Annotated in this window: 20 protein-coding genes and 3 pseudogenes; 12 read left to right on the plus strand and 11 right to left on the minus strand. The window is 73.9% G+C overall.

Going from position 1 to position 22924, the window contains the following annotated elements; genetic code table 11:
- Positions 1–7 precede the first annotated feature (7 nt).
- From FHS34_RS42830 to FHS34_RS31810, 3 genes are read left to right on the plus strand one after another with little or no spacing between them, the layout of a single operon-like run.
- On the plus strand, positions 8–772 hold the full coding sequence (locus FHS34_RS42830; protein WP_184971907.1) for a 4'-phosphopantetheinyl transferase family protein: 765 nt from the start codon (positions 8–10) through the stop codon (positions 770–772).
- Positions 769–1824: a methyltransferase gene (locus FHS34_RS31805; protein ID WP_184971909.1), complete on the plus strand. Its 1056-nt coding sequence runs from the start codon at positions 769–771 to the stop codon at positions 1822–1824. The genes FHS34_RS42830 and FHS34_RS31805 overlap by 4 nt, the downstream gene beginning before the upstream one ends.
- Positions 1821–3035: a M20 metallopeptidase family protein gene (locus tag FHS34_RS31810; protein ID WP_184971911.1), complete on the plus strand. Its 1215-nt coding sequence runs from the start codon at positions 1821–1823 to the stop codon at positions 3033–3035. Before FHS34_RS31805 ends, FHS34_RS31810 begins: the two co-directional genes overlap by 4 nt.
- 58 nt (positions 3036–3093) lie before the next feature.
- Here FHS34_RS31810 and FHS34_RS31815 read toward each other — a convergent pair whose 3' ends face one another.
- The 3 genes and pseudogenes from FHS34_RS31815 to FHS34_RS31825 all read right to left on the minus strand — a co-directional run.
- Positions 3094–3720 (minus strand): pyridoxamine 5'-phosphate oxidase family protein, encoded by a 627-nt coding sequence (locus FHS34_RS31815; protein WP_184971913.1) that lies wholly within the window; start codon positions 3718–3720, stop codon positions 3094–3096.
- A gap of 214 nt (positions 3721–3934) precedes the next feature.
- On the minus strand, positions 3935–5164 hold the full coding sequence (locus FHS34_RS31820) for a glycoside hydrolase family 88 protein (RefSeq protein WP_184971915.1): 1230 nt from the start codon (positions 5162–5164) through the stop codon (positions 3935–3937).
- A gap of 345 nt (positions 5165–5509) precedes the next feature.
- Positions 5510–6277 (minus strand): annotated as a pseudogene (locus tag FHS34_RS31825) (sigma factor-like helix-turn-helix DNA-binding protein); the annotation flags it as partial.
- Positions 6278–6429: 152 nt separating this feature from the next.
- On the opposite strand from FHS34_RS31825, the gene FHS34_RS31830 reads away from it, so the two are divergent.
- Positions 6430–6933: an NUDIX hydrolase gene (locus FHS34_RS31830; RefSeq protein ID WP_184971917.1), complete on the plus strand. Its 504-nt coding sequence runs from the start codon at positions 6430–6432 to the stop codon at positions 6931–6933.
- A gap of 40 nt (positions 6934–6973) precedes the next feature.
- Here the strand turns inward: FHS34_RS31830 and FHS34_RS31835 are convergent, their stop codons facing one another.
- Positions 6974–7417, minus strand: coding sequence for an ester cyclase (locus tag FHS34_RS31835; RefSeq protein ID WP_184971919.1), 444 nt, complete (start codon positions 7415–7417; stop codon positions 6974–6976).
- 189 nt (positions 7418–7606) lie between these two features.
- Here FHS34_RS31835 and FHS34_RS31840 point away from each other — a divergent pair, with 189 nt between their 5' ends.
- The 3 genes and pseudogenes from FHS34_RS31840 to FHS34_RS31850 all read left to right on the plus strand — a co-directional run bounded on the left by FHS34_RS31840 (position 7607) and on the right by FHS34_RS31850 (position 9769).
- On the plus strand, positions 7607–7918 hold the full coding sequence (locus tag FHS34_RS31840; protein WP_184971921.1) for a hypothetical protein: 312 nt from the start codon (positions 7607–7609) through the stop codon (positions 7916–7918).
- A 253-nt stretch (positions 7919–8171) separates the two neighbouring features.
- Positions 8172–8820 (plus strand): annotated as a pseudogene (locus FHS34_RS31845) (maleylpyruvate isomerase N-terminal domain-containing protein).
- A 277-nt stretch (positions 8821–9097) separates the two neighbouring features.
- Positions 9098–9769 (plus strand): hypothetical protein, encoded by a 672-nt coding sequence (locus FHS34_RS31850; protein ID WP_184971923.1) that lies wholly within the window; start codon positions 9098–9100, stop codon positions 9767–9769.
- A 124-nt stretch (positions 9770–9893) separates the two neighbouring features.
- On the opposite strand, the gene FHS34_RS31855 is transcribed toward FHS34_RS31850, so the two are convergent.
- Complete coding sequence (locus tag FHS34_RS31855) at positions 9894–10238, minus strand: ArsR/SmtB family transcription factor (protein WP_184971925.1); 345 nt, start codon at positions 10236–10238, stop codon at positions 9894–9896.
- Between the two features lie 132 nt (positions 10239–10370).
- On the opposite strand from FHS34_RS31855, the gene FHS34_RS31860 reads away from it, so the two are divergent.
- The gene (locus tag FHS34_RS31860; protein ID WP_184972209.1) at positions 10371–11348 is read left to right on the plus strand and encodes a quinone oxidoreductase family protein; all 978 of its coding nucleotides are present in this window, start codon (positions 10371–10373) and stop codon (positions 11346–11348) included.
- A 107-nt stretch (positions 11349–11455) separates the two neighbouring features.
- Here the strand turns inward: FHS34_RS31860 and FHS34_RS31865 are convergent, their stop codons facing one another.
- Positions 11456–12352 (minus strand): NAD(P)-dependent oxidoreductase, encoded by an 897-nt coding sequence (locus FHS34_RS31865; RefSeq protein ID WP_184971926.1) that lies wholly within the window; start codon positions 12350–12352, stop codon positions 11456–11458.
- 327 nt (positions 12353–12679) lie between these two features.
- On the opposite strand from FHS34_RS31865, the gene cpt reads away from it, so the two are divergent.
- Positions 12680–13201: a chloramphenicol phosphotransferase CPT gene (gene cpt, locus FHS34_RS31870; protein WP_184972211.1), complete on the plus strand. Its 522-nt coding sequence runs from the start codon at positions 12680–12682 to the stop codon at positions 13199–13201.
- A 206-nt stretch (positions 13202–13407) separates the two neighbouring features.
- On the opposite strand, the gene FHS34_RS31875 is transcribed toward cpt, so the two are convergent.
- Entirely contained in the window at positions 13408–14604 is a 1197-nt protein-coding gene (locus tag FHS34_RS31875; protein WP_184971928.1) for a type II CAAX endopeptidase family protein, read from the minus strand.
- 268 nt (positions 14605–14872) lie between these two features.
- Between FHS34_RS31875 and FHS34_RS31880 the strand changes: the two genes are divergently transcribed.
- The 3 genes and pseudogenes from FHS34_RS31880 to FHS34_RS31890 all read left to right on the plus strand — a co-directional run bounded on the left by FHS34_RS31880 (position 14873) and on the right by FHS34_RS31890 (position 18712).
- Entirely contained in the window at positions 14873–17224 is a 2352-nt protein-coding gene (locus tag FHS34_RS31880; RefSeq protein ID WP_184971931.1) for a sensor histidine kinase, read from the plus strand.
- Positions 17215–17884, plus strand: a pseudogene (locus FHS34_RS31885) (response regulator). Before FHS34_RS31880 ends, FHS34_RS31885 begins: the two are co-directional and overlap by 10 nt.
- A gap of 78 nt (positions 17885–17962) precedes the next feature.
- Positions 17963–18712: an SDR family oxidoreductase gene (locus tag FHS34_RS31890; RefSeq protein WP_184971933.1), complete on the plus strand. Its 750-nt coding sequence runs from the start codon at positions 17963–17965 to the stop codon at positions 18710–18712.
- Positions 18713–18734: 22 nt separating this feature from the next.
- Here the strand turns inward: FHS34_RS31890 and FHS34_RS31895 are convergent, their stop codons facing one another.
- From FHS34_RS31895 to FHS34_RS31910, 4 genes are all read right to left on the minus strand, one after another.
- Positions 18735–19802, minus strand: coding sequence for a YihY/virulence factor BrkB family protein (locus FHS34_RS31895; RefSeq protein ID WP_184971936.1), 1068 nt, complete (start codon positions 19800–19802; stop codon positions 18735–18737).
- A gap of 115 nt (positions 19803–19917) precedes the next feature.
- The gene (locus FHS34_RS31900; RefSeq protein ID WP_184971938.1) at positions 19918–20520 is read right to left on the minus strand and encodes an Rv1733c family protein; all 603 of its coding nucleotides are present in this window, start codon (positions 20518–20520) and stop codon (positions 19918–19920) included.
- A 306-nt stretch (positions 20521–20826) separates the two neighbouring features.
- Positions 20827–21648, minus strand: coding sequence for a TIGR03943 family putative permease subunit (locus tag FHS34_RS31905; RefSeq protein ID WP_184971940.1), 822 nt, complete (start codon positions 21646–21648; stop codon positions 20827–20829).
- Positions 21645–22682 (minus strand): permease, encoded by a 1038-nt coding sequence (locus tag FHS34_RS31910; RefSeq protein WP_225817653.1) that lies wholly within the window; start codon positions 22680–22682, stop codon positions 21645–21647. The genes FHS34_RS31905 and FHS34_RS31910 overlap by 4 nt, the downstream gene beginning before the upstream one ends.
- Between the last annotated feature and the right edge of the window lie 242 nt (positions 22683–22924).

Consider the following 22924-nt stretch of genomic DNA (forward strand, 5'->3'; position numbering starts at 1 on the left):
GGAACCCGTGCCGGCGGCCCTGACGGTCGCGGTCGTGGCGACGGAGCGGCTCCTGGCCCTGCCGGGTGCCGACGCGTCGGTCCTGACCGCCGCGGAGCGCGGCCGTCTCGCCGCAGCGCGCACCGGCCGGGCGCGGGCCGACTTCCTTGCCGCGCGCGTCCTGGCCCGGCTGTGCGTGGCGCGGCGGACCGGCCGCCCGGTCCGGGACGTCGTGCTGGAGCAGCGCTGCCCGGGCTGTGCGGGGCCGCACGGCCGGCCGCACGTCAGGGACGTCCGGTGCCGGGTCAGCTTCTCGTACGGGGACGGGGTGGTGGCGGCCTCGGCCGCCGACCGGCCCGTCGGCATCGACATCGAGCGGCTGCCCGGGCCGGGCGCCCGCGGCGGCACCCCGGACCTCCGGGGGTTCGGGCACTTCCTGACCCGCGGCGAGACCGACCGCATCCGCGGCTCCCCCGCTCCGCGCTCCGCGTTCCTCCGTACCTGGGTACGGAAGGAGGCCCTGGTCAAGCTGACCGCGCGGGGGCTGCCCGCGATGGCAGGCCTGGACCTCTCGCACCTGCCGCCGCACCCCGCTCGCCGGGACCGGCCGTACCGGCTCGGCCCGCACCTCCTGTACGACCTGTCCGACGTGCCGTCCGAGGTGCTCGGCGCGGTCGCCGTCGCCGCTCCCGGTCCGCCGGCGGGCCCCGGTTCCACAGCCGCCTCCGGCATGCAGTCGCTCACTCTCGACGACCTGATCGAGACCCTCGCATCCCAGGGAGAAGAACCATGACCGAGGTACAGCCCCAGCCCGGGAGCGTCGTCCCGGACGCCCTGACCACCGTCCTGCTCGGGCACAACGCCTTCCAGTTCACGCGCGCCGGGGTCGAACTCGGCCTCTTCGACCTGCTGGAGCGCAGCCCGGGCACCCCTCGTGACCGGATCGGCGCCGAACTGGGCCTCGCGGAACGGCCCTTGGACATCCTGCTGCTCGGCGTGACCTCGCTGCGGCTGGTCGAGCGCACCGACGACGGGTACGTCAACGCCAAGGCGATCTCCGACCTGTTCACCGGCGGACACTGGGAACTCGTCAAGGCGGTCGTCGGGTTCGAGGCCTACGTCACCTATCCGGGCCTCGTCGACTTCACCGAGTCGCTGCGGGCCGACAGCAACATCGGGCTGCGGCGCTACCCGGGTGACGGCGCCACGGTCTACCACCGGCTCAGCGAGGATCCCGAACTGCTCAAGGTCTTCTACCACTTCATGGGCACCTGGTCGGCCGTGGCGAGCAAGCACCTGATCAGGTACGGCGACTTCAGCTCCTCCCGGCGCATCCTCGACGTCGGCGGCGGGGACGCGACGATGGCCATCGCGGTGGCCGGTGCCCACCCGGACGTGGAGGTCACGGTCCTGGAGATCCCGAAGGTGGTCGACCTCGCGCGCAAGCGGGTCGAGGAGGCGGGGCTCGGCGACCGGGTGAAGGTCGTCGAGGGGGACATCTTCGCGGGCGACTACCCCGAGGGGCACGACACGGTGATGTACGTGCACCAGCTGCAGATCTGGCCGCAGGACCGCATCCGGGTACTGCTGGGCCACGGGCACTCCGCGCTGCCGGAGGGCGGCCGGGTGCTGATCCTGAACTCCATGTCCGAGGACGACTACGACGGTCCGCTGATGGCCGCCCTGGCCAGCCCGTTCTTCGCGGCCGTGGCGGGTGAGGGCGGGATGCTCTACTCCTGGGAGGGCTACGAGAAGTCGCTCAAGGAAGTCGGGTTCGACCGGGTCCGGCGCACCCGCTGCACCGAGGCCATCACCCCGCACGGCATCATCACGGCGGTCAAGTGACCGGCCGGGAGCTCGATCCGGGCCTGGTGGAGGACCTGGTACGGCTGCGTGAGGACCTCCACCGGCAGCCGGAACTCGGTCTGGAACTCCCGCGGACCCAGGCCAAGGTGCTCGCGGCGCTCGACGGGCTGCCCCTGGAGATCACGACGGGCACCGGTCTGTCCTCCGTGACGGCGGTGCTGCGCGGCGGGAGCGCGGACGCGCCGGACGGCGACCGCCCCGTCGTGCTGCTGCGCGCCGACATGGACGCCCTGCCCCTGACGGAGACGAGCGGTGTCCCCTACGCCTCCGAGGCCGAGGGCCGCATGCACGCCTGCGGGCACGACCTGCACACGGTCATGCTGGTGGGCGCGGCCCGGCTGCTCACCCGGGGGCGGGACGGGCTCCACGGTGACGTGGTGTTCATGTTCCAGCCGGGTGAGGAGGGACATCACGGTGCGCGGCTGATGATCGAGGAGGGGGTGCTGGACGCGGCCGGACGGCGCCCGGTCGCGGCGTACGCGGTGCATGTGGCCTCCTCGATGCTGCCGTCCGGATGGCTGCTGACCCGCAAGGGCCCGCTGCTGGCGGGAGGCGATGTCCTGAACGTGACCGTCCGGGGCCAGGGCGGCCACGACTCCCAGCCGCACCTTCTCAAGGACCCGGTACCGGCCGCGTGTGAGATGACCCTGGCGCTGCAGACGTTCGCGAGCCGGGGCTTCGACCCCTTCGACCCGGTGCTGCTGTCGGTCGGCAGCATCCACGCCGGCACCGCGGCCAATGTCATCCCGGACGAGGCGGAGTTGAAGATCGGCATCCGGACCTTCGGACCGGCGGCCAAGGCGAAGGTCCTCGGCGGGGTGACCCAGGTGCTGGAGGGCGTCGCCGCGGCCCACGGGGTCACGGTGACGGTGGATCACGCGATGGACTATCCGGTCACGGTCGTCGACCCGGCCGAGGCGGACTTCGCGGCCGGCACGGTCGAGAGGGTGCTGGGTCCGGGCCGGCTCGTCTGGTCGGCGAACGCGCTGAGTCCCTCGGAGGACTTCTCCTTCGTCCTGAACGAGGTGCCGGGGGCCCTGCTCTTCCTCGGCGCCTGCCCGCCCGACCGCGACCCGGCGAAGGCGAGCTTCAACCACAGCCCCGACGCTGTCTTCGGCAACGAGGTGCTGGGCGACGGCGCCCGGCTCCTCGCCTCCCTGGCCGAGGAGCGGCTGGCCTCGGCCGGCTGACCGGGGCCGGCCGGCGGCGCGGCGAAGCGGGGACTGCCGTCGCGGCTCGGGGTGCGGATCAGTCCCGTAGCCCGAGCCGCGCACGTAATTCCCGGTTCTCCTGCTCCAGTTCCGTGATGCGCTCGTGCACCCGGTCCAGAGTGCCCGCGAGTTCGGCCTCGGAGAACCGCGGGGTGATGTGTTTGGCGCAGTTCCAGGCGAAACCCTCGACCGTCACCACCAGAAGCGACTCCACGTGTCCCTCCGTGCGCGTGTCGCCCGAACGGCCACGCAGGTCCGGGAATTCACCGGGGTCCCGGAGCTCGGCCCGGCCGAGCACTTTCAGCCGGGTGCGGCGTGCGTAATCCATGAAGAACAGCGACACCCGGTCGTTTCCGCGGAGGTTTCCGGCCGTGATGTACTGGCGGTTGCCGCGCACGTCGAGGAAGGCCAGTGTCGCCTCGTCCAGGACGTGCACGAATCCCGGTGGACCACCGCGGAACTGGATGTACGGCCAGCCCGTTTCGCTCACGGTGGCCAGATAGAACCCGTCGCGGGCCGCGATGAATTCGGCCTCGACGGCCCCCATGCGGTCGGCGCGCCCGGCGTTTCCGGCGAGCAGCCGCTCCATGGCGGAGGCGCTTCCCCGCTCTTCCTGGACGCGTCGGACGTGGTGCGTGAAGGCCACCTGGGCGTATCGGCTCATGCGACGCCGTCTCCATTCCGGGGAAAACAGCTCGGCGGACGGAAAGAGCAGTGCCGCCACCCTAGTCCAGATGTCCGGAGCGTCTCCGTGAGTCGGGTGAACACCCCGCATGTCTTCATGTCTTCGTCACCGACGACACCGGGAGCGGCCGCCGCACCACCCGGCTCCCGTGCGGACGTGCCCCGTCGGCCGCGACGGGGCACGTCCGCCGGCGTCACGCGTGCTGGGACAGGTCGATCGCCCGGTCGGCCCGCTCGGGCCGGAGCACGCGGAGGATGCCTTCGAGCAGGTAGTAGTCGGCGTAGGGCAGCGAGATCTCGATCCCGTCCTCGGCGGGGCGGTTGCGGGTGCAGCGGGCCACGACCGCGTCGGCCCGGGAGGAGTTCCTCGTCAGACATGTCTGCGACAGTGCGGTGAGCATGCGCAGCGCCACGTCCCGGTAGGCGCGCCTGCCCGTCGCCGCGTGCAGGTCGAGCAGACCGCACGCCATGACGGCCCCGGCGGAGGCGTCCTTGATGTCGTGCGGCTGTTGCGGCGCGCGGTAGTCCCAGACCGGGACGTGATCCGGGCTCAGGGCCCCGATGGCGAAGTCGGCGAGCTTCCGCGCGGTGTCCCGGAATGCCGGGTCTCCGGTCCTGCGGTACATGGTGGTGAACCCGTAGATGCCCCAGGCCTGTCCACGCGACCAGCAGGAGGTGGGGCTGTAGCCCTGCACCGTGCCCGGCCCGACGGGTGCGCCGGTGTCCGGATCGAAGTCGAACACGTGCGGGGTCGATCCGTCCGCGCGGGGGAAGACACGCTGGGCGGTCCGCGCGTGCTCCACGGCGATGTCAAGGTACGTGCCGTCGCCGGTCTCCCGGCTCGCGAACGCCAGCAGATCGAGGTTCATCATCGTGTCCATGATGACGCGGCCCGCGTTGGCGGTGTCCGTCAGCGCGCCCCATGCCCGGATGAACCTGCCGTGCGGGTTGTACCGCCGGATCAGGGAGTCCGCCGCCCGTATCGCCCCCGTCCGCCACTCGTCGTCGCCGGTCAGGCGCCAGGCGGTGACCCAGGAGGGGTAGAAGAGGAAGCCGAGGTCGTGCGTGCTCGTGTCGTACTGACGCGGGGCGAGGTTCCGGGCCGACTCGACGGCCCATGTGCGGAAGGCGTCGTCCTCGCTGTACAGCCACGCCATCCACAGCGTTCCGGGCCAGAAGCCGCCGACCCAGTCCCCGTTGCGCGAGTACGTCCACTTCTCGAACCGGGTGCCGACCGGGAATCCCGTCACGCCGGGCGCGACGGAACGGATCTTCCCCACCGCGTAGTCCGCCGCCTCGCGGAGTGTCCGCAGGGTGCCTCCCGCGTCCTGCCGGTCTACCGCCCCCGCGGCCGGCACCGCGGACGCGCCCACGGCCGCCGCGCCGGCCGCCGTGGCCAGCAACGCTCGCCGGGAAACGCTCATACTCACCCTCCAACTGCGCCGAGAAGTTGACCGAGCCTTGCACACCGCCCTCGACCCTGTACACCCATGTGTGCGGAGTTCAGTATGGTGAACGGCACGCGCAGGAGCCTTTCGTGACGCAGCGGAAGGTGTGCGGCTACCGGCTGACCGCGGTGCCCCGGGTCCGGCGGCGAGTGCCCGCCCCGTGGGACCGTTGGCCCCGAAGACGGTGATGCGCATGACGGCTGTTCGCTTCCCTCGTGCCTGAGCGTTCTCGTACGTGACCCGCGCAGCCGTGCGGTAGCCGGCCGGGCCCCGCGGCCGGCCCGGGGCCGGGCGAGCCCGCCGCGTTCCCCGTCCCTGCCGTCAGCCCGCGGCCCGGCGCGCCTGCTGCGTCTCCCGCAGGACGGCCCAGGCGTCCGCGACGGGGCCCACATGGCCGAGCTTGTCGGGGTTGCTCACCGTGCGGATCGTCTGGATCCGCCCGTCGAGGATGTCGAGGGTCCAGGTATTGAGGACCCTGCCGTCCCGGCCCCGGAAGACGGCGCCCGGCCGGCCGTTCACCCGGTGTGGTTCCACGAGGCCGCCGATCCGGGCGAACGGCGGCAGCAGGGTGGTGAGCACCCGGGACACGGCGTCGGCGCCGAAGAAGCCCCTCGCCCACTGCGGCGCCTTGCCCCCGCTGTCCGCGACCAGTTGCACGTCGGCGGCCGGCAGGTCCCGCAGCCCCTCGACGTCCCCCTCCCGGAAGGCGCCGAAGAACCGCATGGCCAGTTCCTCGCGCTCACGCAGGCCGGCCTCGAACCGGGCCCGGCCCTCGTTCACATGCCGGCGTGCCCGCACCGCCAGCTGGGGGCAGGCCGCCTCCGAGCGCCCCACCGCGGAGGCGACCTCGGGAAAGCCGAAGTCGAACACCTCCCGGAGCACGAACACCGCCCGCTCCAGCGGGCTGAGCCGTTCGAGCAGCAGCAGGGCCGCCATGGACAGCGAGTCGGCCAGTTCCGCCGACCGCTCCGGGTCCTCGTAGGGGTCGGCGAGCAGCGGTTCCGGGAACCACGGGCCGACGTCTTCCTCGCGCCGCACACGAGCCGAGCGCAGCACGTTGATGGAGATACGGGTGACCACCGCCGACAGACATGGCGGGGGAAGAGAGCCGGGACGAGCACCCCGCCGGGAGCCGTGCACGCGGGTCGAACTCCCCGTCCGGCGCAGTCACGTTGCGGGACGACGGCACCGGATCCACGCCCCCTGGGAGCGCAGGGGCACCCGGGCCTACGCTGTCCGTCATGCCCGCACACGACCGGCCGTTCAGCGTGGACCACGACGTCGAGGTGCCCGTTCCCGCCCCCGGCGAGCTGTGGACCGTCGGTGCCGTCATCCTCAACCGCGACGGCGAGGCCTTCGCCCAGAAGCGCGGCCCGCACCGCCGCCTCTTCCCGGACACCTGGGACGTGGTCGGCGGCCATGTCGAGGCCGGAGAGTCCCTCCTCGGGGCTCTGGCACGGGAGATCGAGGAGGAGACCGGCTGGCGCCTGCGCCGCGTCCGGCGGTTCCTGGGCATCGCGACCTGGCACGGGGACGACGGAGCCGGCCTCCGCCACGAGGCCGACTATCTCGTCGAGGTGGAAGGCGACCTGGACCGCCCCGCCCTGGAATGGTCCAAGCACTCGGCCTACGGCTGGTTCGGCCGCGGCACCCTCGACCGTCTCAAGGAGAACCGTGGGCCCGGGGAATTCCTGGTCCACGACCTCGTCGCCCGGGCCCTGCGAGACCGCCCGCAGGAGCACTGACACCGGCGCGCGACGCCGGGACCGCGCCGGAGCCGGCCCGTCACGACGGGCCGCCGGGCAGCACACCCAGCTGCCGCAGCTGCGCGTGGACGTCTACGACACCCCACACCTCGGCGATACGGCCGGCCGCGAAGCGGAAGACGAAGATCTCGCTGTACCTGACGGACCTGCCGGTGGGCGGAAGGCCCCGGTACTCGCCCAGGTGGGTGCCGGTGACGGTGTTCCGGAAGACGACCTTGTCCCCCTCCGCGACGGTGTCCTCGACGACGACCCGGAGGTCGGGGAACGCGCGGAGCAGCACCTCCCACACGTCCTTCAGCGCCCGCACCCCGGTCGTCCCCATGGGTACCGGGGTGTGGAAGACCACCTCCGGATCGACGACCTCGTCGATGGTCTTCGAGACGGTCTCCATGTCACCGGTGCCGACCGCGTCGTGCAGACGGCCGAACACCGCCTTGTTCCGTGCTGCCTGGTCTGTCGCCATGTCGCTCCTCCTCGGGCCCGGGTGAGGCATCGCGTGACGGCCGGCGCCGGTGGCGATCCCTTCCCCCTACGACGTGAGGGCCCGCCGGAATGTGACATGCCACAGGCGCCGCAGGCTGCTGTCAGGGCGTCTCGGGCATGCCGTACGTCATCGGAGGTGCGGCCCGCCCCTCAGCCGCGGGGAGCCTCGGTGAGGCCGGTCGCCGCCCGGCGCAGGGCGTCGCGGCATGCCGTGACGGCCGGGTGCCGGCTGCGGCCCCCGGCGTACGGCGGTGCAGACGCGGCGGGTGCGCCGGCCGCGGGGCAGTTGCCGCACCGCGACCGTCGGCGGCTGCCCGTTCCGGACGAGGTCGGGCAACGGGGCAGCGGCGTGGCCCTGTTGCACCAGGCGGAGAAGGCCCGCCGGGTGCTGGAGAGGCCGGGCGTGCGCCGGGCTCTCGGCCGCGGCACCGGCGTCGTGCTGATCGGCTTCGGTGTCGCGCCGGCGGTCTCCTCCGGGTGACGGACGCCGACCGCGCCGGGCCGGGGTCTCGCGGTCCCCACCGGCCCCTCGCCGGGCGGCCGGGGCCTGGGGCTCACGGTCCCCACCGGCCCTCTCGTCGAGCGGCCGGGGCCCGGGGCTCACGGTCCCCACCGGCCCCCTCGTCGAGCGGCCGGGGCCCGGGGCTCTCGGTCTGCACCCGTGGCCGGCGTCGAGCGCGCCGGGCCGGGGGAAATCGGTCGTGGGTCCGGCCGGGCGCTGTTAGCTTGCGGGCGTGGATCTCTTCTCGCGCTCGTGGGCGGCACTGCGCACGGCGGTCGCCGAACTCCCCGACGAGGACTTCGCACGGCCGTCCGGCTGCACCGGCTGGCTCGTCCGGGATCTGGTGTGTCATCTGGTCATCGACGCCCAGGACGTGCTGATCACCCTGGTGACCCCCACCTCGGCGGAGCCGACGCGCGACGCGGTCACCTACTGGGCCGTCACGGACACCCCGCCGGCCGGCGACGACCCGCTGGACGCGCTGACCGTCCGGCTGGCCGCCGCGTACGAGGAACCGCGACTGCTCAAGTTCCATCTGGACGACGTCGGTGGGCCGCGCGGCCGGGCTGGCCGATCCGGGACAGCGGGTCAGCACCCAGGAGATGGTCCTCACCACGGGCGACTACCTCTGCGCCTATGTGCTGGAGTGGACCCTGCACCACCTGGACCTGATCGCGCACCTCCCGGGTGCGCCGGGGCCGCCCGCCGAGGGACTCGCCCGCTCGCGCGCGATGCTGGAGGAGATCGCCGGGGCCGCCTTCCCCGCCACGTGGTCCGACCAGGACGCGCTGCGGATCGGCACGGGACGCCGTGCCCCGACCGCCGCCGAGCGGGCGGAACTGGGCCCGTCGGCCGGGAGGCTCCCGCTCGTCCTCGGGTGAGGGCGCGGGTACGGCACATCAGGGTCCATCGTCCGTGTCCTCCTGTGCCGTTGGCCTCAGGAACCGGTCTCCCCCACGGAGCTGTGTGCCGCCGCCCGGCGGAGAGACATCCGCCGCGTGTGCGGTGGCACAGCGGCCGTGCCGTCGGCGGCGCCCACGGTCCGGGTACCAGGGCTGGAGCGAGGTGTCGGTCTCCCGTTCGCACATCAGCAACGGTGAAAACCGGTCGACCCGCCCGTATCATCCAGGTGTCGCACCATCCGGAGCGGAGGAAAAGATGCCGGAAAGCGCTGGACCCGTCACCGAATTGGCCTCTCAATATGTCAGCCAGGTGAGCAACGACCTCGAGCACAACCTCAAGGAACAGGAACGGATCACGGCCGAAATCGCGGCCCTGCAGGAGCAGTTGGCCTCCCTGCAGCACGACCACGGCATTCTGCTGAACATGCAGCAGGCGCTCGGTATCGCCGCGCAGACCGGTGGCGCGGTCGTGCCTTCCCCTAGGAAGAAGAGCGGCGGCGCGCGGCGCCCCGAGACCGGCAAGACCGGGACCGAGAAACTCCGGACCGACATGCCGGAGGCCAAGAAGGCGGCCACGAAGGCGACCGCCAAGAAGGCGGCGGCCGGGAAGCCGGCGGCCAGGAAGGCGGCGGCGAAGAAGCCGGCCGCCCCCAAGGCCACTTCCGAGCCGGCTCAGCCCACACTCATCGAACTCGTCCGCCGGCACCTGGTCGAGCAGCGCGAACCACGCTCCGCCGCCGAGGTCACCGAGGTGCTGGGCCGGGCACATCCCGACCGCGGGGTCCAGACCAAGGTCGTGCGCACCACCCTGGAGAACCTCGTCGCCCGGAACTTCGCACACCGCTCCAAGCAGGGCTCGTCCGTCTTCTACACCGTGCCGGAGGAGCCCGCGCGGGAGAACGCGGAGGGCACCGACACCGCCGAGTGACCCGACCGCCTCTCGCACGCACCGGCGGCCTCATGTGCCGTCGGCCCGGTGCCGGAAGCGGGCGCGCCCCGGCCGGGCGCCCGGCCGGGGCGGTGATGTCGACGCCGGTGCGTGAGGCGGTCGTTCAGTCCACGGCGACGTCGCCGAGGACCAGCGCGAGCAGTCCGGGGAAGCGGGCGTCGAACTCCTCGCGGCGCAGCCGGTTGACCCGCCGCGGGCCCTCGTCGCGCTGCTCGACCAGTCCGGCGCCGCGCAGGACCGTGAAGTGGTGGCTGAGCGCGGCCTTGCCCACCGGTACGTCGAAGCTGCCGCAACTGCGCGTCCACGCCGCGGAGCCCGCCAGTTCGCGGATCAGCTGGATGCGCACGGGGTCGGCGACCGCGGACAGCGCGGTCAGCAGGGAGACCTCCGCCGGGTCCGTGTGGACCGGCGCCGCACGATGACCGCCACTCTCCGCCTGCTTCGGCATGCCTTCTCCCCGCACCTTTGCGCTCACCGGGACACCCGGGGTGTCCGGCCCCTTGCCGAGTGTTCGATGAACATCTTACAGTCTCAGTGTTCGCTTTCCATTGAACACTTTGCGGAAGGGCGCGTGCTGCTCATGCGTGCGGTGGAGTTCCACGAGTACGGCGGTCCCGAGGTGCTGAAGGCCGTGGACGCCGAGGTCCCCGAGCCGGGGCCCGGGCAGGTGACGATCGACGCCGCTTACACCGGCGTGAACTTCGCGGACCTCAAGGCGCGCGCCGAGGGGTACCGGGTGACGGCGCTGCCGTTCCGCCCGGGTCTGGAGGTGTCCGGCCGCGTGCGGGCCGTCGGCGAGGGAGTCGAGGGGCTGCGACCGGGGCAGGACGTCGTCGCGCTGGTCGGCAGTGGTGCCTACGCGGAGGTGGTGGCGGCCGACGCGGCCACCGTCTTCCCGCTCCCCCGGGGTCTGGACCTGCGCACCGCCGCCGCGCTGCCCACCGTCCTGCCGACGGCCCATGCCCTGCTCCACGAGGTGGGGCGGCTGCGCGCGGGCGAGACGGTCCTCGTGCACGGCGCGGCCGGCGGTGTCGGCACGGCGGCCGGGCAGCTGGCCCGGGCGGCGGGCGCCGGTGCCGTGTACGGCGTGGCCTCCTCCCGGGACAAGGCCGCCTACGCCCGCCGGCACGGCTACGACGAGGTGTTCACCACGGACACCTTCGCCGCCGACGTCCGCCGCGCCACCGGTGGCCGGGGCGTCGACCTGGTGCTCGACCCGGTCGGCGGCGAGACCCTGCGCCATGGCCTCGACGCCTTGGCCGCCTTCGGCCGTCTGGTGTCCTTCGGCAACGCGAGCGGTGCCGAGCCGTGGCACGTCGGGCAGCCCGAGCTGTACGCACAGGGCCGTTCCGTCGCCGGCTTCTCCGTGCTGAGTCTCGCGCAGTCCGTGCCCGACGCCCTGCGCGCGCTCGCCGAGCGTGCCTTCCGCACGGTCGTCGAGGGGACCGTGCGCCTGCCCGTCACCGCGGAGTTCCCGCTGGCGGACGCCGCCGAGGCGCACCGGCTGATGGGCGGGCGCGCGTCGACCGGCAAACTGCTGCTGCGGACGTCCGGCTGACCATCACCGCGGGATGCCGGGGGGCGCCGCCCCGGACCGCGGTGCGGCGGGACGGCGGCGGCGGCGACGGCGACGGCGACGGCGGCCGGGGAACCCGGCAGGCTGCCTCAGCCTGCCGGGCGGTCGGTGGAGCCGAAGCTGGCGAAGTAGGCGGCGACCATGTCCTCGTCGGCGTGTCCCTGCGCCGCGGCCCGCTCCAGGCGCTCCGCGCTCGCCGCGGCCACGTCCAGGCGGACACCGTGTTCTTCGCCCGCCCGGACGATGAGCCGGGCGTCCTTCGCGGCCGTGGCCACCGCGAACTGGGGCGGTGTCAGCCGGTCCTCCAGGACGAGTGCCGACTTGGCCCGCAGGTACCCCATGTCGAGCGGGCCGCCGCCGATGGCGTCGAAGAAGTCCTGAGGGTCCACCCCGAGCGCCCCCGCCAGGGCCAGCACCTCGCCGACCGCTGCCGTGGCCGCGATGACCCAGCTGTTGGCGACCAGCTTCAGCCGGGTCGCGGTACCGGCCGCGCCGTCCTCGCCGGACCACACGGTACGGGCACCGACCGCGTCGAACACCGGGGTCACAGCGGCCCGGTGCGCGCTCGGGCCCGCGGCGAGCACGAGGAGCTGACCGGACTCGGCCGGCTGGCGGGTGCCCAGCACCGGCGCGTCGAAGAAGACCAGGCCGTGATCGTGGGCGAAGGCGGCCAGTGCGCCGACACCCTCGATGCCGGCGGTGGTGGACTGCACCCAGGCGGCGCCGGAACGCAGCGCGGGGGCGGCCTCGCGCATCACGTCCAGAGCGGCCGGACCGTCGTAGAGCATGGTCAGGACGACATCGGCGCCCTCGACGGCGGCGGCTGGGGTGCCCGCGACCTGCGCGCCGTCGGCGGCGAGCGGTTCGGCCTTGGCACGGGTGCGGTTCCAGACGCGGACGGTGTGTCCGGCGCGCACCAGGTTGCGGGCCATGGCGGCACCCATGATGCCGGTGCCCAGGACACTTACGGTGAGCTTGTCGGTCATGACATCGACTTCCTGAAGGTAGGGGGCATGGGCGGTCGGGGGGAGTGCCCCACGGTCCGGTGGACAGGCCGTCCGGCCGTGCCTGGCGCCCGTTCCACCGGACAGATCTTCCACCAGCCGCGCGTGCGGCACATCGAGCCGCTCCTCCGGCGCGCCGTCCCGCACGGCGGTCCGGGACGGCCTTCCCTGCCGGGTACCCGGCCGGCCCGGACGGAACGGCACGGCACGGCCGACAGGGCGGCGGGTCCGACGCGCCGGGCGGTGTGCGCCGTAAATGCGTTACCGCCGGGCCGGAAGGCTTCGTACCGTGGCACGGTGACGACTCAGATGATCATTCTCAACGGTGGTTCCAGCGCGGGGAAGTCCGGGATCGCGCGCTGCCTGCAGGCCGTACTCCCGGAGCCCTGGCTGGTGTTCGGGATCGACTCGCTCGTCGACGCACTGCCGCCGAGGCTGCGGGGGCCGGACGGCGGCATCGAGTTCGCCGCGGACGGCGGGGTGCACGTCGGGGCCGGGTTCCGGGCGCTGGAGGCGGCCTGGATGGAGGGCGTCGCGGCGACCGCGCGGGCGGGCGCCAAGGTCGTCGTCGACGATGTCTTCCTCGGCGGAGCGGCCTCGCAGCAGCGGTGGCGGAAGGCCCTGGAGGGGCTGGACGTGCTGTGGGTCGGCGTCCGGTGCGCGCCGGACGTCGCGGCGGCACGGGAGACCGCCCGCGGCGACCGGGCCGAGGGCATGGCCGCGTCCCAGGCCGACCTGGTGCACGAGGGGGTGTCGTACGACCTGGAGGTGGACACGACCCGCACCGAGTCCCTGGAGTGCGCGCGGACCATCGCCGCCCGCCTCGGCTGACCGGCGGGCACCACCCGCCCCGCCGGCGATCCCCCTGTTCCTGTGGGGCCGGGGCGTCGTGGTCGCCCGGGGCTCACACGCAGCCCGCGGGGCCGACGGGCCTTGGGGTCGCACCGGCTCACATACGGCCTGCCTCCGACGGACGTTGCGTTCGCGCCGGCTCACCTACGGCCCACGGCCGGCGCGCGTTGCGGTCGCGCCGGGGCTCACGAACGGTCCGCGCCGTCCTCCCGGGCGTCGGCCGCCGGCAGGCCGGCCGCCGGGGGAAGGCCCGTGCCGGACACCGGCGGCTCGGTCCAGGGCGACGGCGGGGCCGTGACCGGCCCGGGCTGTCCTGCCCACGGCGGGGCGACGGCCGTACCCTGTCCCGGCTGAGCCGCCCAGGGCGACGGCACGGGTACGCCGGTGACCGGGCCGCCCACCCACTGCGCGGGCACCGGGGCTCCGGGGACGTACGGGACACCCGTGGCGAACACCGGTGGCTGCGCGGGCTGCTGCGGAGCCGGGGCCGTACGCTCCAGCCGGCGACGGCGCAGCCACCACGTCACGGCCGCCGTGTACAGGACGATGCTCAGCACGTCCAGCGCGACCACCTGCCAGTTCGCGTCGGCCGCGGTCTCGTCGCTCGCGAGTCCGCCGACGACCGCGGCCGAGGCACCGAAGGCGAGGAGGTTGTTGACCGTGTGCAGGGCGACGGACGCCTCCAGACCGCCCGTCCGCCAGGTCAGCCAGCCCGCGCACGCCCCGAACACCATTAGGTCGGCGAAGCCCCAGGGGGTGCCCCAGCCGTGGGCGGCGGCGAACAGGACCGCCTGGGGCAGGAACGCGGCCCACGGCGAGCGCAGGAACGCCCCGGCGGTCTGGGTCAGCCAGCCGCGGAAGACGTACTCCTCGGCGGCTGCCTGCAGCGGCACGAGCACCACCAGCAGGGCGAGAGCACGCCCGAAGGCCGCCCATCCCACCCACCGGCTCTCCGCACCGCCTCCGTCGTCGGGCAGCAGCAGCATGGCCCCCATCGACAGAGCGACGATCGGTACGGCGGTCAGTACGCACGACATGAGCCAGCGCCATCTCAGCCGCCCGGCCACGGACGAGACCGTGCCGGCCCGGCGTCCCCCGATCCAGCGCACGGTGAGCAGCACGACGGGTATGCCGGCCGCGATCGCGAACAGGCCCATGGCGGTGTCCGCGACGGGACCGAACTCCGGCCAGCCGTCGGCGTCTTCCTCGTACCCCATGCCCGATCCCACGGCCACGAAGACGGCCATGAGGACGACCAGGGTGATCAGGTACGTCCCGGCGAGGACCAGGGTGCCGACCAGTGGGCGCCACGCCCCGTAACGCGGTGAGAGGCGGGCCAGGCGGTGGTACGGGAGCTGCTCGGCGAGCTGGGGCTGTGTCATGCCGCCAGCCTGCCCAAGGACACTCTCGTGTGCCATCGGCCTGCGGCATGACCGGTGTCTCTATCTCTGGTTGGTGGCGTCGCCGCTGGCCGGCGGTGCCGCCTGCGGCCGGTGCGGCTGCCGGCGTCCGGTGTCTTCACACCCGGCCGGTGTCTCCATGCCCCCGATGTCTCCGCCCCCGCCAGGTGTCTCTGTCTCTGGTTGGAGACGGACCTCCGCCCCGGGTCCGGTGTGCGCCGCACGGCCGGCCTCTACGCTCGTCGGCGACATGGAGACGATACGCACCTGGCTACTGCCCCTGCTGCTGGCGGCCGGGCAGGGCATCCTGCTGTGGCCCGGCACAGGCCCGGACGACGCACCGACCGGGCCCGCGCTCGTCGGCGCCCTGTGCGCGCTGGCCCTGGAGACGGCCGCGCTGGGGTGGCGACGCACCGCTCCGCTGCGAGCCCTGGCCTGCACTCTGGTGGCCGTGATTTTCGGCGGACTGGCCGCACCGGACGGCTATCTGGGGATCGGCCCGCTGATCGCCCTGTACTCCGTCGCCGTCCGCTGCCCCGTACCGGTGACGGTCCGGGCCACGGCCGCCGTCGTGGGCGTCGAGTGGGTGGCGGCCGCGGTGCAGGAGGGTCCCCGGGCCGCGCTGCTGTCCGACATGGCCGTCTCCCTGGGCGCGTACCTGCTGTGCGCCGGACTCGGCGAGGCGAGGCGCCGGTTGCTCGCCGGCCGCATGAGCTCCGTCCGGCGGCTGGCGGGGGCCTTGGACGCCCGCCGGCTGGCGGGCGACCACGAGCGCCGCCGCCTGGCCCGGGAACTGCACGACGTGAGTGCCCATCACCTCACGTCGGTCGTGGTGACCGTCGACGCCGCGCGCCGGCTCCAGGACGACCGGCCCGAACTGGCCGCCGAGGCACTGTCGTTCGCGGAACGCACCGGCGCCGAAACCCTCACGGCGCTGCAACGGCTCGTGGGGCTGCTGCGGGACGCCGACCGGCCGGACCACCGGCCGATGAGCGGCCGGATCGAGGAACTGGTGGCGGGATTCGGCCGGTTGGGCCCCCCGGTGACCGCTCGGATCCCGGACGACCTGGCCGGCCCGGCGGCCGAGGCGGTCCACGGCATCATCCGTGAAGCCCTCACCAACGCACTGCGGTACGCACCCGGCGCCGCCGCCCGGGTACGGGTCCGGCGGGCGCCCGGTGGGCTCGAACTGACCGTGGAGAACGCTCCGCCACGTACCGCGCCGCAGGGGGCCGCCGGTCTCGGGGCGGGGCGCGGGGTGTCCGGGATGCGGGAGCGGGCCGCCTCCGCGGGCGGCGAACTGACCGCCGGGCCCACCCCCGAGGGCGGCTGGCGGGTCCACGCGACCCTGCCCGACGGCGACCTGCCGCGGCGGCAGGACGAGGACGGCTGGCGGCGTGACGTCCTGCGGGAGCAGCGGTTCACCGACCCGGCGCTGACGCTGGCCGCGATGATGCTGCCCGTGTCGTGCGTGTTGGCTCTGACGGAGGACTGGACGGCCGCGGCCCGGCGGGCCGCGCTGCCCTCCCTGCTGGTCGTCTGCGGGCTGCTGGTGCTGCACGCGGTGCCCCTGCTGTGGCGCAGGAGGGCGCCCTGGGCCGTGTTCCTCGCCGTCCTGGCGACCGCCGGGCTGGGGCCGGTGGCCGTCGTCGCGGCGCGGCTGCCGTCCCAGGTCACGGAGTTCCTCGTGGCCGGGACACTGGTGGAGGTGCTGGCGGTGTACGCGGTCGCCGCCTACGGTCAGGGGGCGCCCCGCACCTGGCCCGCACCGGCCGCCGCGGCGCTCGGGACGGCCTGTGTCGTCACGGCGTCGGCGTGCGCCGACGGAGTGGTGGCGGGCGAACCGACGGGTCCGGCCGACGTCGTCCTGCTGCCGTTCTTCCTGTCCGTCCTGGTGGCTCCGGTGTTCTTCGCCGTGTGGGGTGCCGGTGTGTTCGTGCGGCGCCGCCGGATGCGGGTCCTGGCGTTCGACGACTTCGCGTTCGCCAGCTCGATCTGGCAGGCCGAACGGGCCGCGCAGGCCGAACGGCAGCGGCTGGCCGGGGCCTTGCGCGAGGCCGTGCTCGCGCACACCGGGGCGCTCGTCGGCGCGGCCCGGCGCGGCGACCTGGAGCAGGTGGCCGGCACGGCGAGGGCGGCGCTGGCCGCGATGCGGGAGATGCTGCACAGCCTCGGCGGGTCCGGGGACGGCGGGTCCGGCCGGCCGCTCGCCCCGTCGCCGTCCGCCGCCGATCTCGACGCGCTGTGCCACGCGCTGCGTTCGGCCGGCCGCGACGTACGGATGCGGGGCCTGCCGGAGGCCGCCCGGGAACTGCCGCCCTCCGTGCAGGTCTCGGTGTACCGGATCGTCGAGGCGGCGCTCGGCGCGGGCGATGCCGGACCGGCGCGGGTGACCCTGCGGCGGCGCCGTGGCCTCCTGCGCATCACGGTGACCGGGGTGCGGCTCGCCGTCGCGGGCCCCGTCGCCGAGCGTCTGCGGGTGCAGGTCGACGCGGCCGACGGGCGGATCGTGTGTGAACCTGCCGGTACCCTACGGGTGTCGTTGCCGGCCGGAGTCGTTCCGGCCCCCGCTCAGGAGGTGTCCCCGTCGCCATACGCGTGATCGTCGTCGACGACCAGGCCGTGGTCCGGGCCGGATTCGCCGCCATCGTGGACGCCGAACCAGATCTGACCGTGGTGGCCGAGGCCGGTGACGGAGCGGCGGCGGTGTCGCTCGCCGCGGCGGAGCGGGCCGACGTCGTCCTGATGGACATCCGGATGCCCGGCATGGACGGGCTCACCGCGACGCGCCTGATCACCGCGCCGGCCGACGGGCCACGGGTGCTGGTGCTCACCACATTCGACCTCGACGAGTACGTGTACGAGGCGATGCGCGCCGGGGCGTCCGGGTTCTTGCTGAAGGACGCCCTGCCCGAGGAACTGCTGTCGGCCATCAGGGTCGTCGCGGCCGGCGACGGCATCCTGGCGCCCGCCGTCACCCGCTCGCCTCATCGACACGTTCGCCCGCAGTGCCCCGCCCCCGCCGTCCGCGGCCTCCGGGCCGCTCGACCGGCTCACCCAGCGGGAACGGGAAGTCCTGCTGAAGATCGCGTCCGGCCTCTCCAACGCCGAGATCGGCGACCGGCTCGGCGTCACCACGGGCACGGTGAAGAGCCATGTGAACGCCCTGCTGTCCAAACTCGGGCTGCGCGACCGGGTCCAGGCCACGATCCTCGCCTACGAGACCGGTCTGATCAGCCCGGGCGAGGTCCCGCGGCGCTGATCGCGCACCGGCCCGCCGCCGAGGTCGACGTCCGTTCTCCGCCGGTCTTCCCCGGGGCGTGTCCGGTGGGATGGAGCCATGACATCACGAACGGAACTGAACGGCAGGACGGCACTGGTCACCGGCGGCAGCCGGGGCATCGGCGCGGCGACGGCACGCCGGCTGGCGCAGGCGGGCGCGGACGTGGCCCTGACCTATGTGCAGGGCAAGGACGCGGCCGAGGCCGTCGTACGGGACATCGAGGCGATGGGCCGGCGGGCGGTCGCCCTGCGCGCGGACTCCGCGGACGCGGCGGAGGCGGCGGACGCGGTGCGCCGCGCGGCCGGGGAGCTGGGCGGGCTGGACGTACTGGTGAACAACGCGGCCGTCGGGTTGATGGGGCCGCTGGAGGGCCTGTCCCTCGCCGACGTCGACCAGGTCCTCGCCGTCAACGTACGCGGCGCGTTCCTGGCCGCCCAGGCCGCCGCCGCGGTCATGACGGACGGCGGACGGATCATCACGATCGGCAGCTGCGTCACGGCGCGCGTTCCGGGACCCGGGGCCACGCTGTACGCGATGAGCAAGTCGGCCGTGATCGGCCTGACGAAGGCCCTGGCCCGGGAGTTGGCGGGACGCGGTATCACGGCGAACGTCGTGCATCCGGGCCCGACCGACACCGACATGAACCCCGCGGACGGCCCGTACGCGGACGGCCAGGCGGCCATGACCTCTCTGGGCCGCTTCGGGACGGCCGAGGAGGTGGCGTCCATGGTGACGTTCCTCGCGGGGCCCGAAGCGGCGTACGTGACGGGCACCGAGTTCTCGGTGGACGGCGGCTACGGCGCATGACAAGGGGAGTGGGGCGTGCCCGTCAGGTTCCGTCCAGGCGGCGCACGTCCTGCTCGTCCCACTTCCTGGTGTCGCGCGGCTGGGTGTAGGGCTCGGCCGTGGGCGGATGGCCGCCGGCGATGGCCCGCTGCCGCACGGTCTCCGAGTCGAACTCCAGGCCCAGCAGGATGGCCAGGTTGGTGATCCACAGCCAGACCAGGAAGACGATGACTCCCGCCATGGTGCCGTAGGTCTTGTTGTAGGAGGCGAAGTTGGCGACGTAGAAGGCGAACCCGGCGGAGGCGGCCATCCAGATCAGCAGGGCGAGGACGCTGCCGGGGGTGATCCAGGTGAAGCCCTTGACCTTGGCGTTCGGGGCCGCCCAGTACAGGATCGCGATCATGACGGTGACGAGCAGGACCAGCACCGGCCACTTGGCGATCGACCACACCGTCAGCGCCGTGTCCCCGGCGCCGATCGCCTGTCCGGCGCGCCGGGCCAGGCCACCGCTGAAGACCACGATCAGCGCGCTGGCCACGGCGAGGACCATCAGCACGGCCGTGATGCCGACGCGCACCGGCAGCAGCTTCCACACCGGACGGCCCTCGGGCATGTCGTAGACGGCGTTGGCGGCGCGCATGAAGGCGGCCACGTAGCCGGACGCCGACCACACGGCCAGCACGAGGCCGGCCAGGGCCACGATCGAGCCGGTGCCTGCGGTGCCCTGCAGCTGTTCCACGGCCCGGGTGACGATGTCCCGGACGGGGCCGGGGGCCAGGTTCCGCAGGTTGGCCAGCACCCGGTCGGTGACCGACCTGCCGGCCACGGCCAGCAGTGACACCAGCACCAGCAGGGCCGGGAACAGGGACAGGACGGCGTAGTAGGTGAGCGCCGCGGCGCGGTCGGTCAGTTCGTCGTCCCGGAACTCGCGCAGCGCGCCCTTGAAGGCCGCCGCCCACGCCTTCCGGGGCAGCTTCACCGGAGTGTCCGGGGCGCGCCGCTCGACCTCCTCGGCGGGTCCGGCCTCCTCGGGCGCGGGGACGGGCGGCGCCGCCGGAGTCTCGTCGGCGGCCTGCCGGTGATGACGCAGAGGTACGTGCAGCTTGGCCATACCTCCCGAGTAACCCGAGTGGACGTCCTCAAGCCACCGCCGACGGTCCGACCACCAACGGGCGGAAGCACGGGCGGTTCGATCGGTGACGGGCGGCGGCCGGCGTCGCTCGGGGTCAGCCTCGGCCTCCGCTGAGGTTCCCCCACCGGGGACCGATCTGCTTCCACTCCGCGTCCCACTCGGCCATGCGCCGCCGGATGAGCCGGTTGCGCACCAGCCATCCCGCGCCCCAGACCGCCGCCGCGGCCGCCGGGGCCACCAGGGCGCCGGTGAGGGCCGACTGCAGGTCCGCCGCCGTACCGGTGACGGGGGCGGGCACCACCTGGTGCGCCTGGTTCGTCCACACCGTCACACGGCTTCCGGCGGAGAAGCCCGGGACCACCTTCGCCCGGTCGGTGTGCACCGAGCCGTCCGCGTCCGTCCACCGCACGCCGGCCCACACCCGGCCGTCGTCGTAACCGCTGCCGGTGGCCGGCATCCGTGCCGAGCCGTCGGCGAGGACGGCGGTCACGGGGTGCACCCGGGCCTGCCGCGCCGCGAACGCCGACTCGGAGGTCTGGACCGCCAGCAGGCCCGCGACGACCCCGGCGGCCAGGGCCAGTAGCCAGCCGGCGAGGACGATCCAGGCCTCCACGACATCGCTGTGCCGCCTGAGCGGATTGCGCCGCCATCGCCACAGCCGTACCCGGGTGACCGTCGTGGGAGGTGTCCGAGTCATCGTCACCGCCTCCTCTCGCGCACCGGCGGCCCGGAACCGGGACGGCCCCCCGCGGATGTCGCGGCCCCGGTCCCGGAGCGAGCGTCACGACACCATCCTGCACCTCTCGCCGCCGATCGTCCGCCGCAGGCCCGGTGAGGGAGCCGGGCCTGGCGTTTCTTCCGGTTCCGGACCGGCCCGCGAGGCCCGGCACGCTCGTCCGCGGCGCTGCCGCCGGCGGCCCCGGCCCGCTCCGAAAGGACAGGCCCTGGGACGGGCCATGACCGGCTGTGACCGGCTGTGACCGGCTGAGGCGGCTGTGGCCGGCTAGGACGGGGTCAGCGGAAGGTCGTCGGTGAAGGCGTTCACCGGCTGGGCGACGGGCCTGGCGTCCCTGACGTCGAGCGCGGCCTCCGCGGTCCTGGTGCCCAGGGTGCCCCGCGGGTGCCAGGTGCCGGTCACCGCCAGCCAGGTGTCGGCGGGCGGCGCCTGCCTGCCGTACATCCGCACCTTGACCGTCTGCGAGTCCGCCGCGCAGCAGGAGAAGATGATGCGGGTCAGGTACCAGCCGCCGTCCTCACCGGCCGGGGTGACGAAGCCGGTCAGCCTGACGGCGCGGCCCGCGACGGCCCGGCTGCGGTCCTGCTGGACTCGTTCGGTGAAGCCCGTGAGGGTCAGCGGCACGGGTGAGGCCGCCGGCAGGGCGGCGAACCCCTTGTGCACGGCGACCGGCTTGGTGTTCGCGCGGGCCGCGGTGTACGCGCCGAGCGCGGGCGGGGCGTGGACGAGCAGGCTGAGGGCGGGCAGGAACAGCAGCCAGGCGATGCGCGGGGTGCCGGTGTGGTCGTGGCCGTGGGGCTGGTCGGCCTCTCGGAGCCGCTCGTGCTCATGGGCGTGGTCGCTGTCGTCCCCACAGGGCTGTTCGTGCCCGTGGCCGGACGGGGTCCCGGGACCGATGTGGGGGGCGGGCCGTACTCCACCGCGGGTGGCCGCCGCCAGGGCGAGCAGCAGCAGGACGACCCCGGAGGCGATCAGCGGCGGGCGCAGGCCGGCCTTGACGTAGCGCAGGTAGAGGTCGGTGAACAGCGCCACGTGCAGCAGGCCGGTTCCGGTCAGGGCCAGGAGCAGGGTCTGGACGGGGCGTCTCACAGCAGCGCGCCTCCGATCAGGACGCTCGTGGCGACGGCCACAACGGTGGTCGCCGTGGAGAACCGCCAGGCGAAGGCCCGGCCGAAGGTGCCGGCCTGCAGCGCGATCAGTTTCAGGTCGACCATCGGGCCGACCACCAGGAACGCGAGCCGGGCGGTCGGCGGGAAACCGGTGAGGGAGGCCGCGACGAACGCGTCGGCCTCCGAGCAGACGGCCAGCAGCACGGCGAGTCCCGCCAGGAAGAGCACCGCCAGCCAGGGCGTGCCGGAGAAGGTGTCCAGGACGGAACCCGGCACGGTGACGTTGAAGGTGGCGGCGGCCATGGCGCCGAGCACGAGGAAGCCGCCGGCGTGCAGGAAGTCGTGCTGGAAGCCGAGCCGGAACTCGGTCCAGCGGCTGTGGCCGTGCCGGTGGCCGGTGTGCCGGTGCCGCAGCAGGGGGCGCAGCCACTCCTCCTTGCCGAGCCAGAGCCACAGCCAGCCCATGACGGCGGCCGTGCCGAGGGAGGCCACCAGCCGGGCGACGACCATCGCGGGGCTGCCGGGGAAGGCCACGGCGGTGGCGGTGAGCACCACGGGGTTGATCGCCGGCGCGGAGAGCAGGAAGGCGAAGGCGGCCGCCGGTGTCACGCCCCGGCGGATCAGGCTGCTCGCGACGGGAACGGAGGCGCACTCGCAGCCCGGCAGGATCGCGCCGGCGGCGCCGGCGACCGGTACGGCGAGGGCGGGCCGTCTCGGCAGCACCCGGGTGAACAGGTCGGCCGGCACGAAGGCGTTGATGGCTCCGGACAGGGCGGTGCCGAGGAGCAGGAAGGGGAGCGCCTGAACGGTGATGGCCAGGCTGACCGTGCGCCATGCCTGGACGGCCGGATGGTTCAGCCACTGGGTGCCGGCCAGGAGGAGCAGGGCCGTGGCACCCCCGGTGAGCGCGAGGGCGGCGCCGAGCGGCCACGCCCGGGCGCGGCGCACGGACGGACCGAGGGGTACGGCCGCCACACCGTCCGTCACACTCACCAGGTCATCCGCTTTTTTCATGATCACTCCGGATGTCGGTGTCTGGCCGACGATAGGCGAGGAGGTCGGCACGGCCGCGCGTACACGCCGCCGCGCGGGCGGCCCGGCCGCACAATGCGCTCCATCGGTCGCGCCCCGCCGTGTCACTCCCCCGCCCGGTCATGCGCCCGGTCACCTCCCCGTCCGGTGGCTCCCCGCCGGTGGCTCTTCTCACAAAACGGGGCGAACCAGGGCCGAAGGTGACGGGTACCACGTCGCCGGGC

This window comes from Streptomyces echinatus, assembly GCF_014203595.1.
Lineage (GTDB): Bacteria > Actinomycetota > Actinomycetes > Streptomycetales > Streptomycetaceae > Streptomyces > Streptomyces echinatus.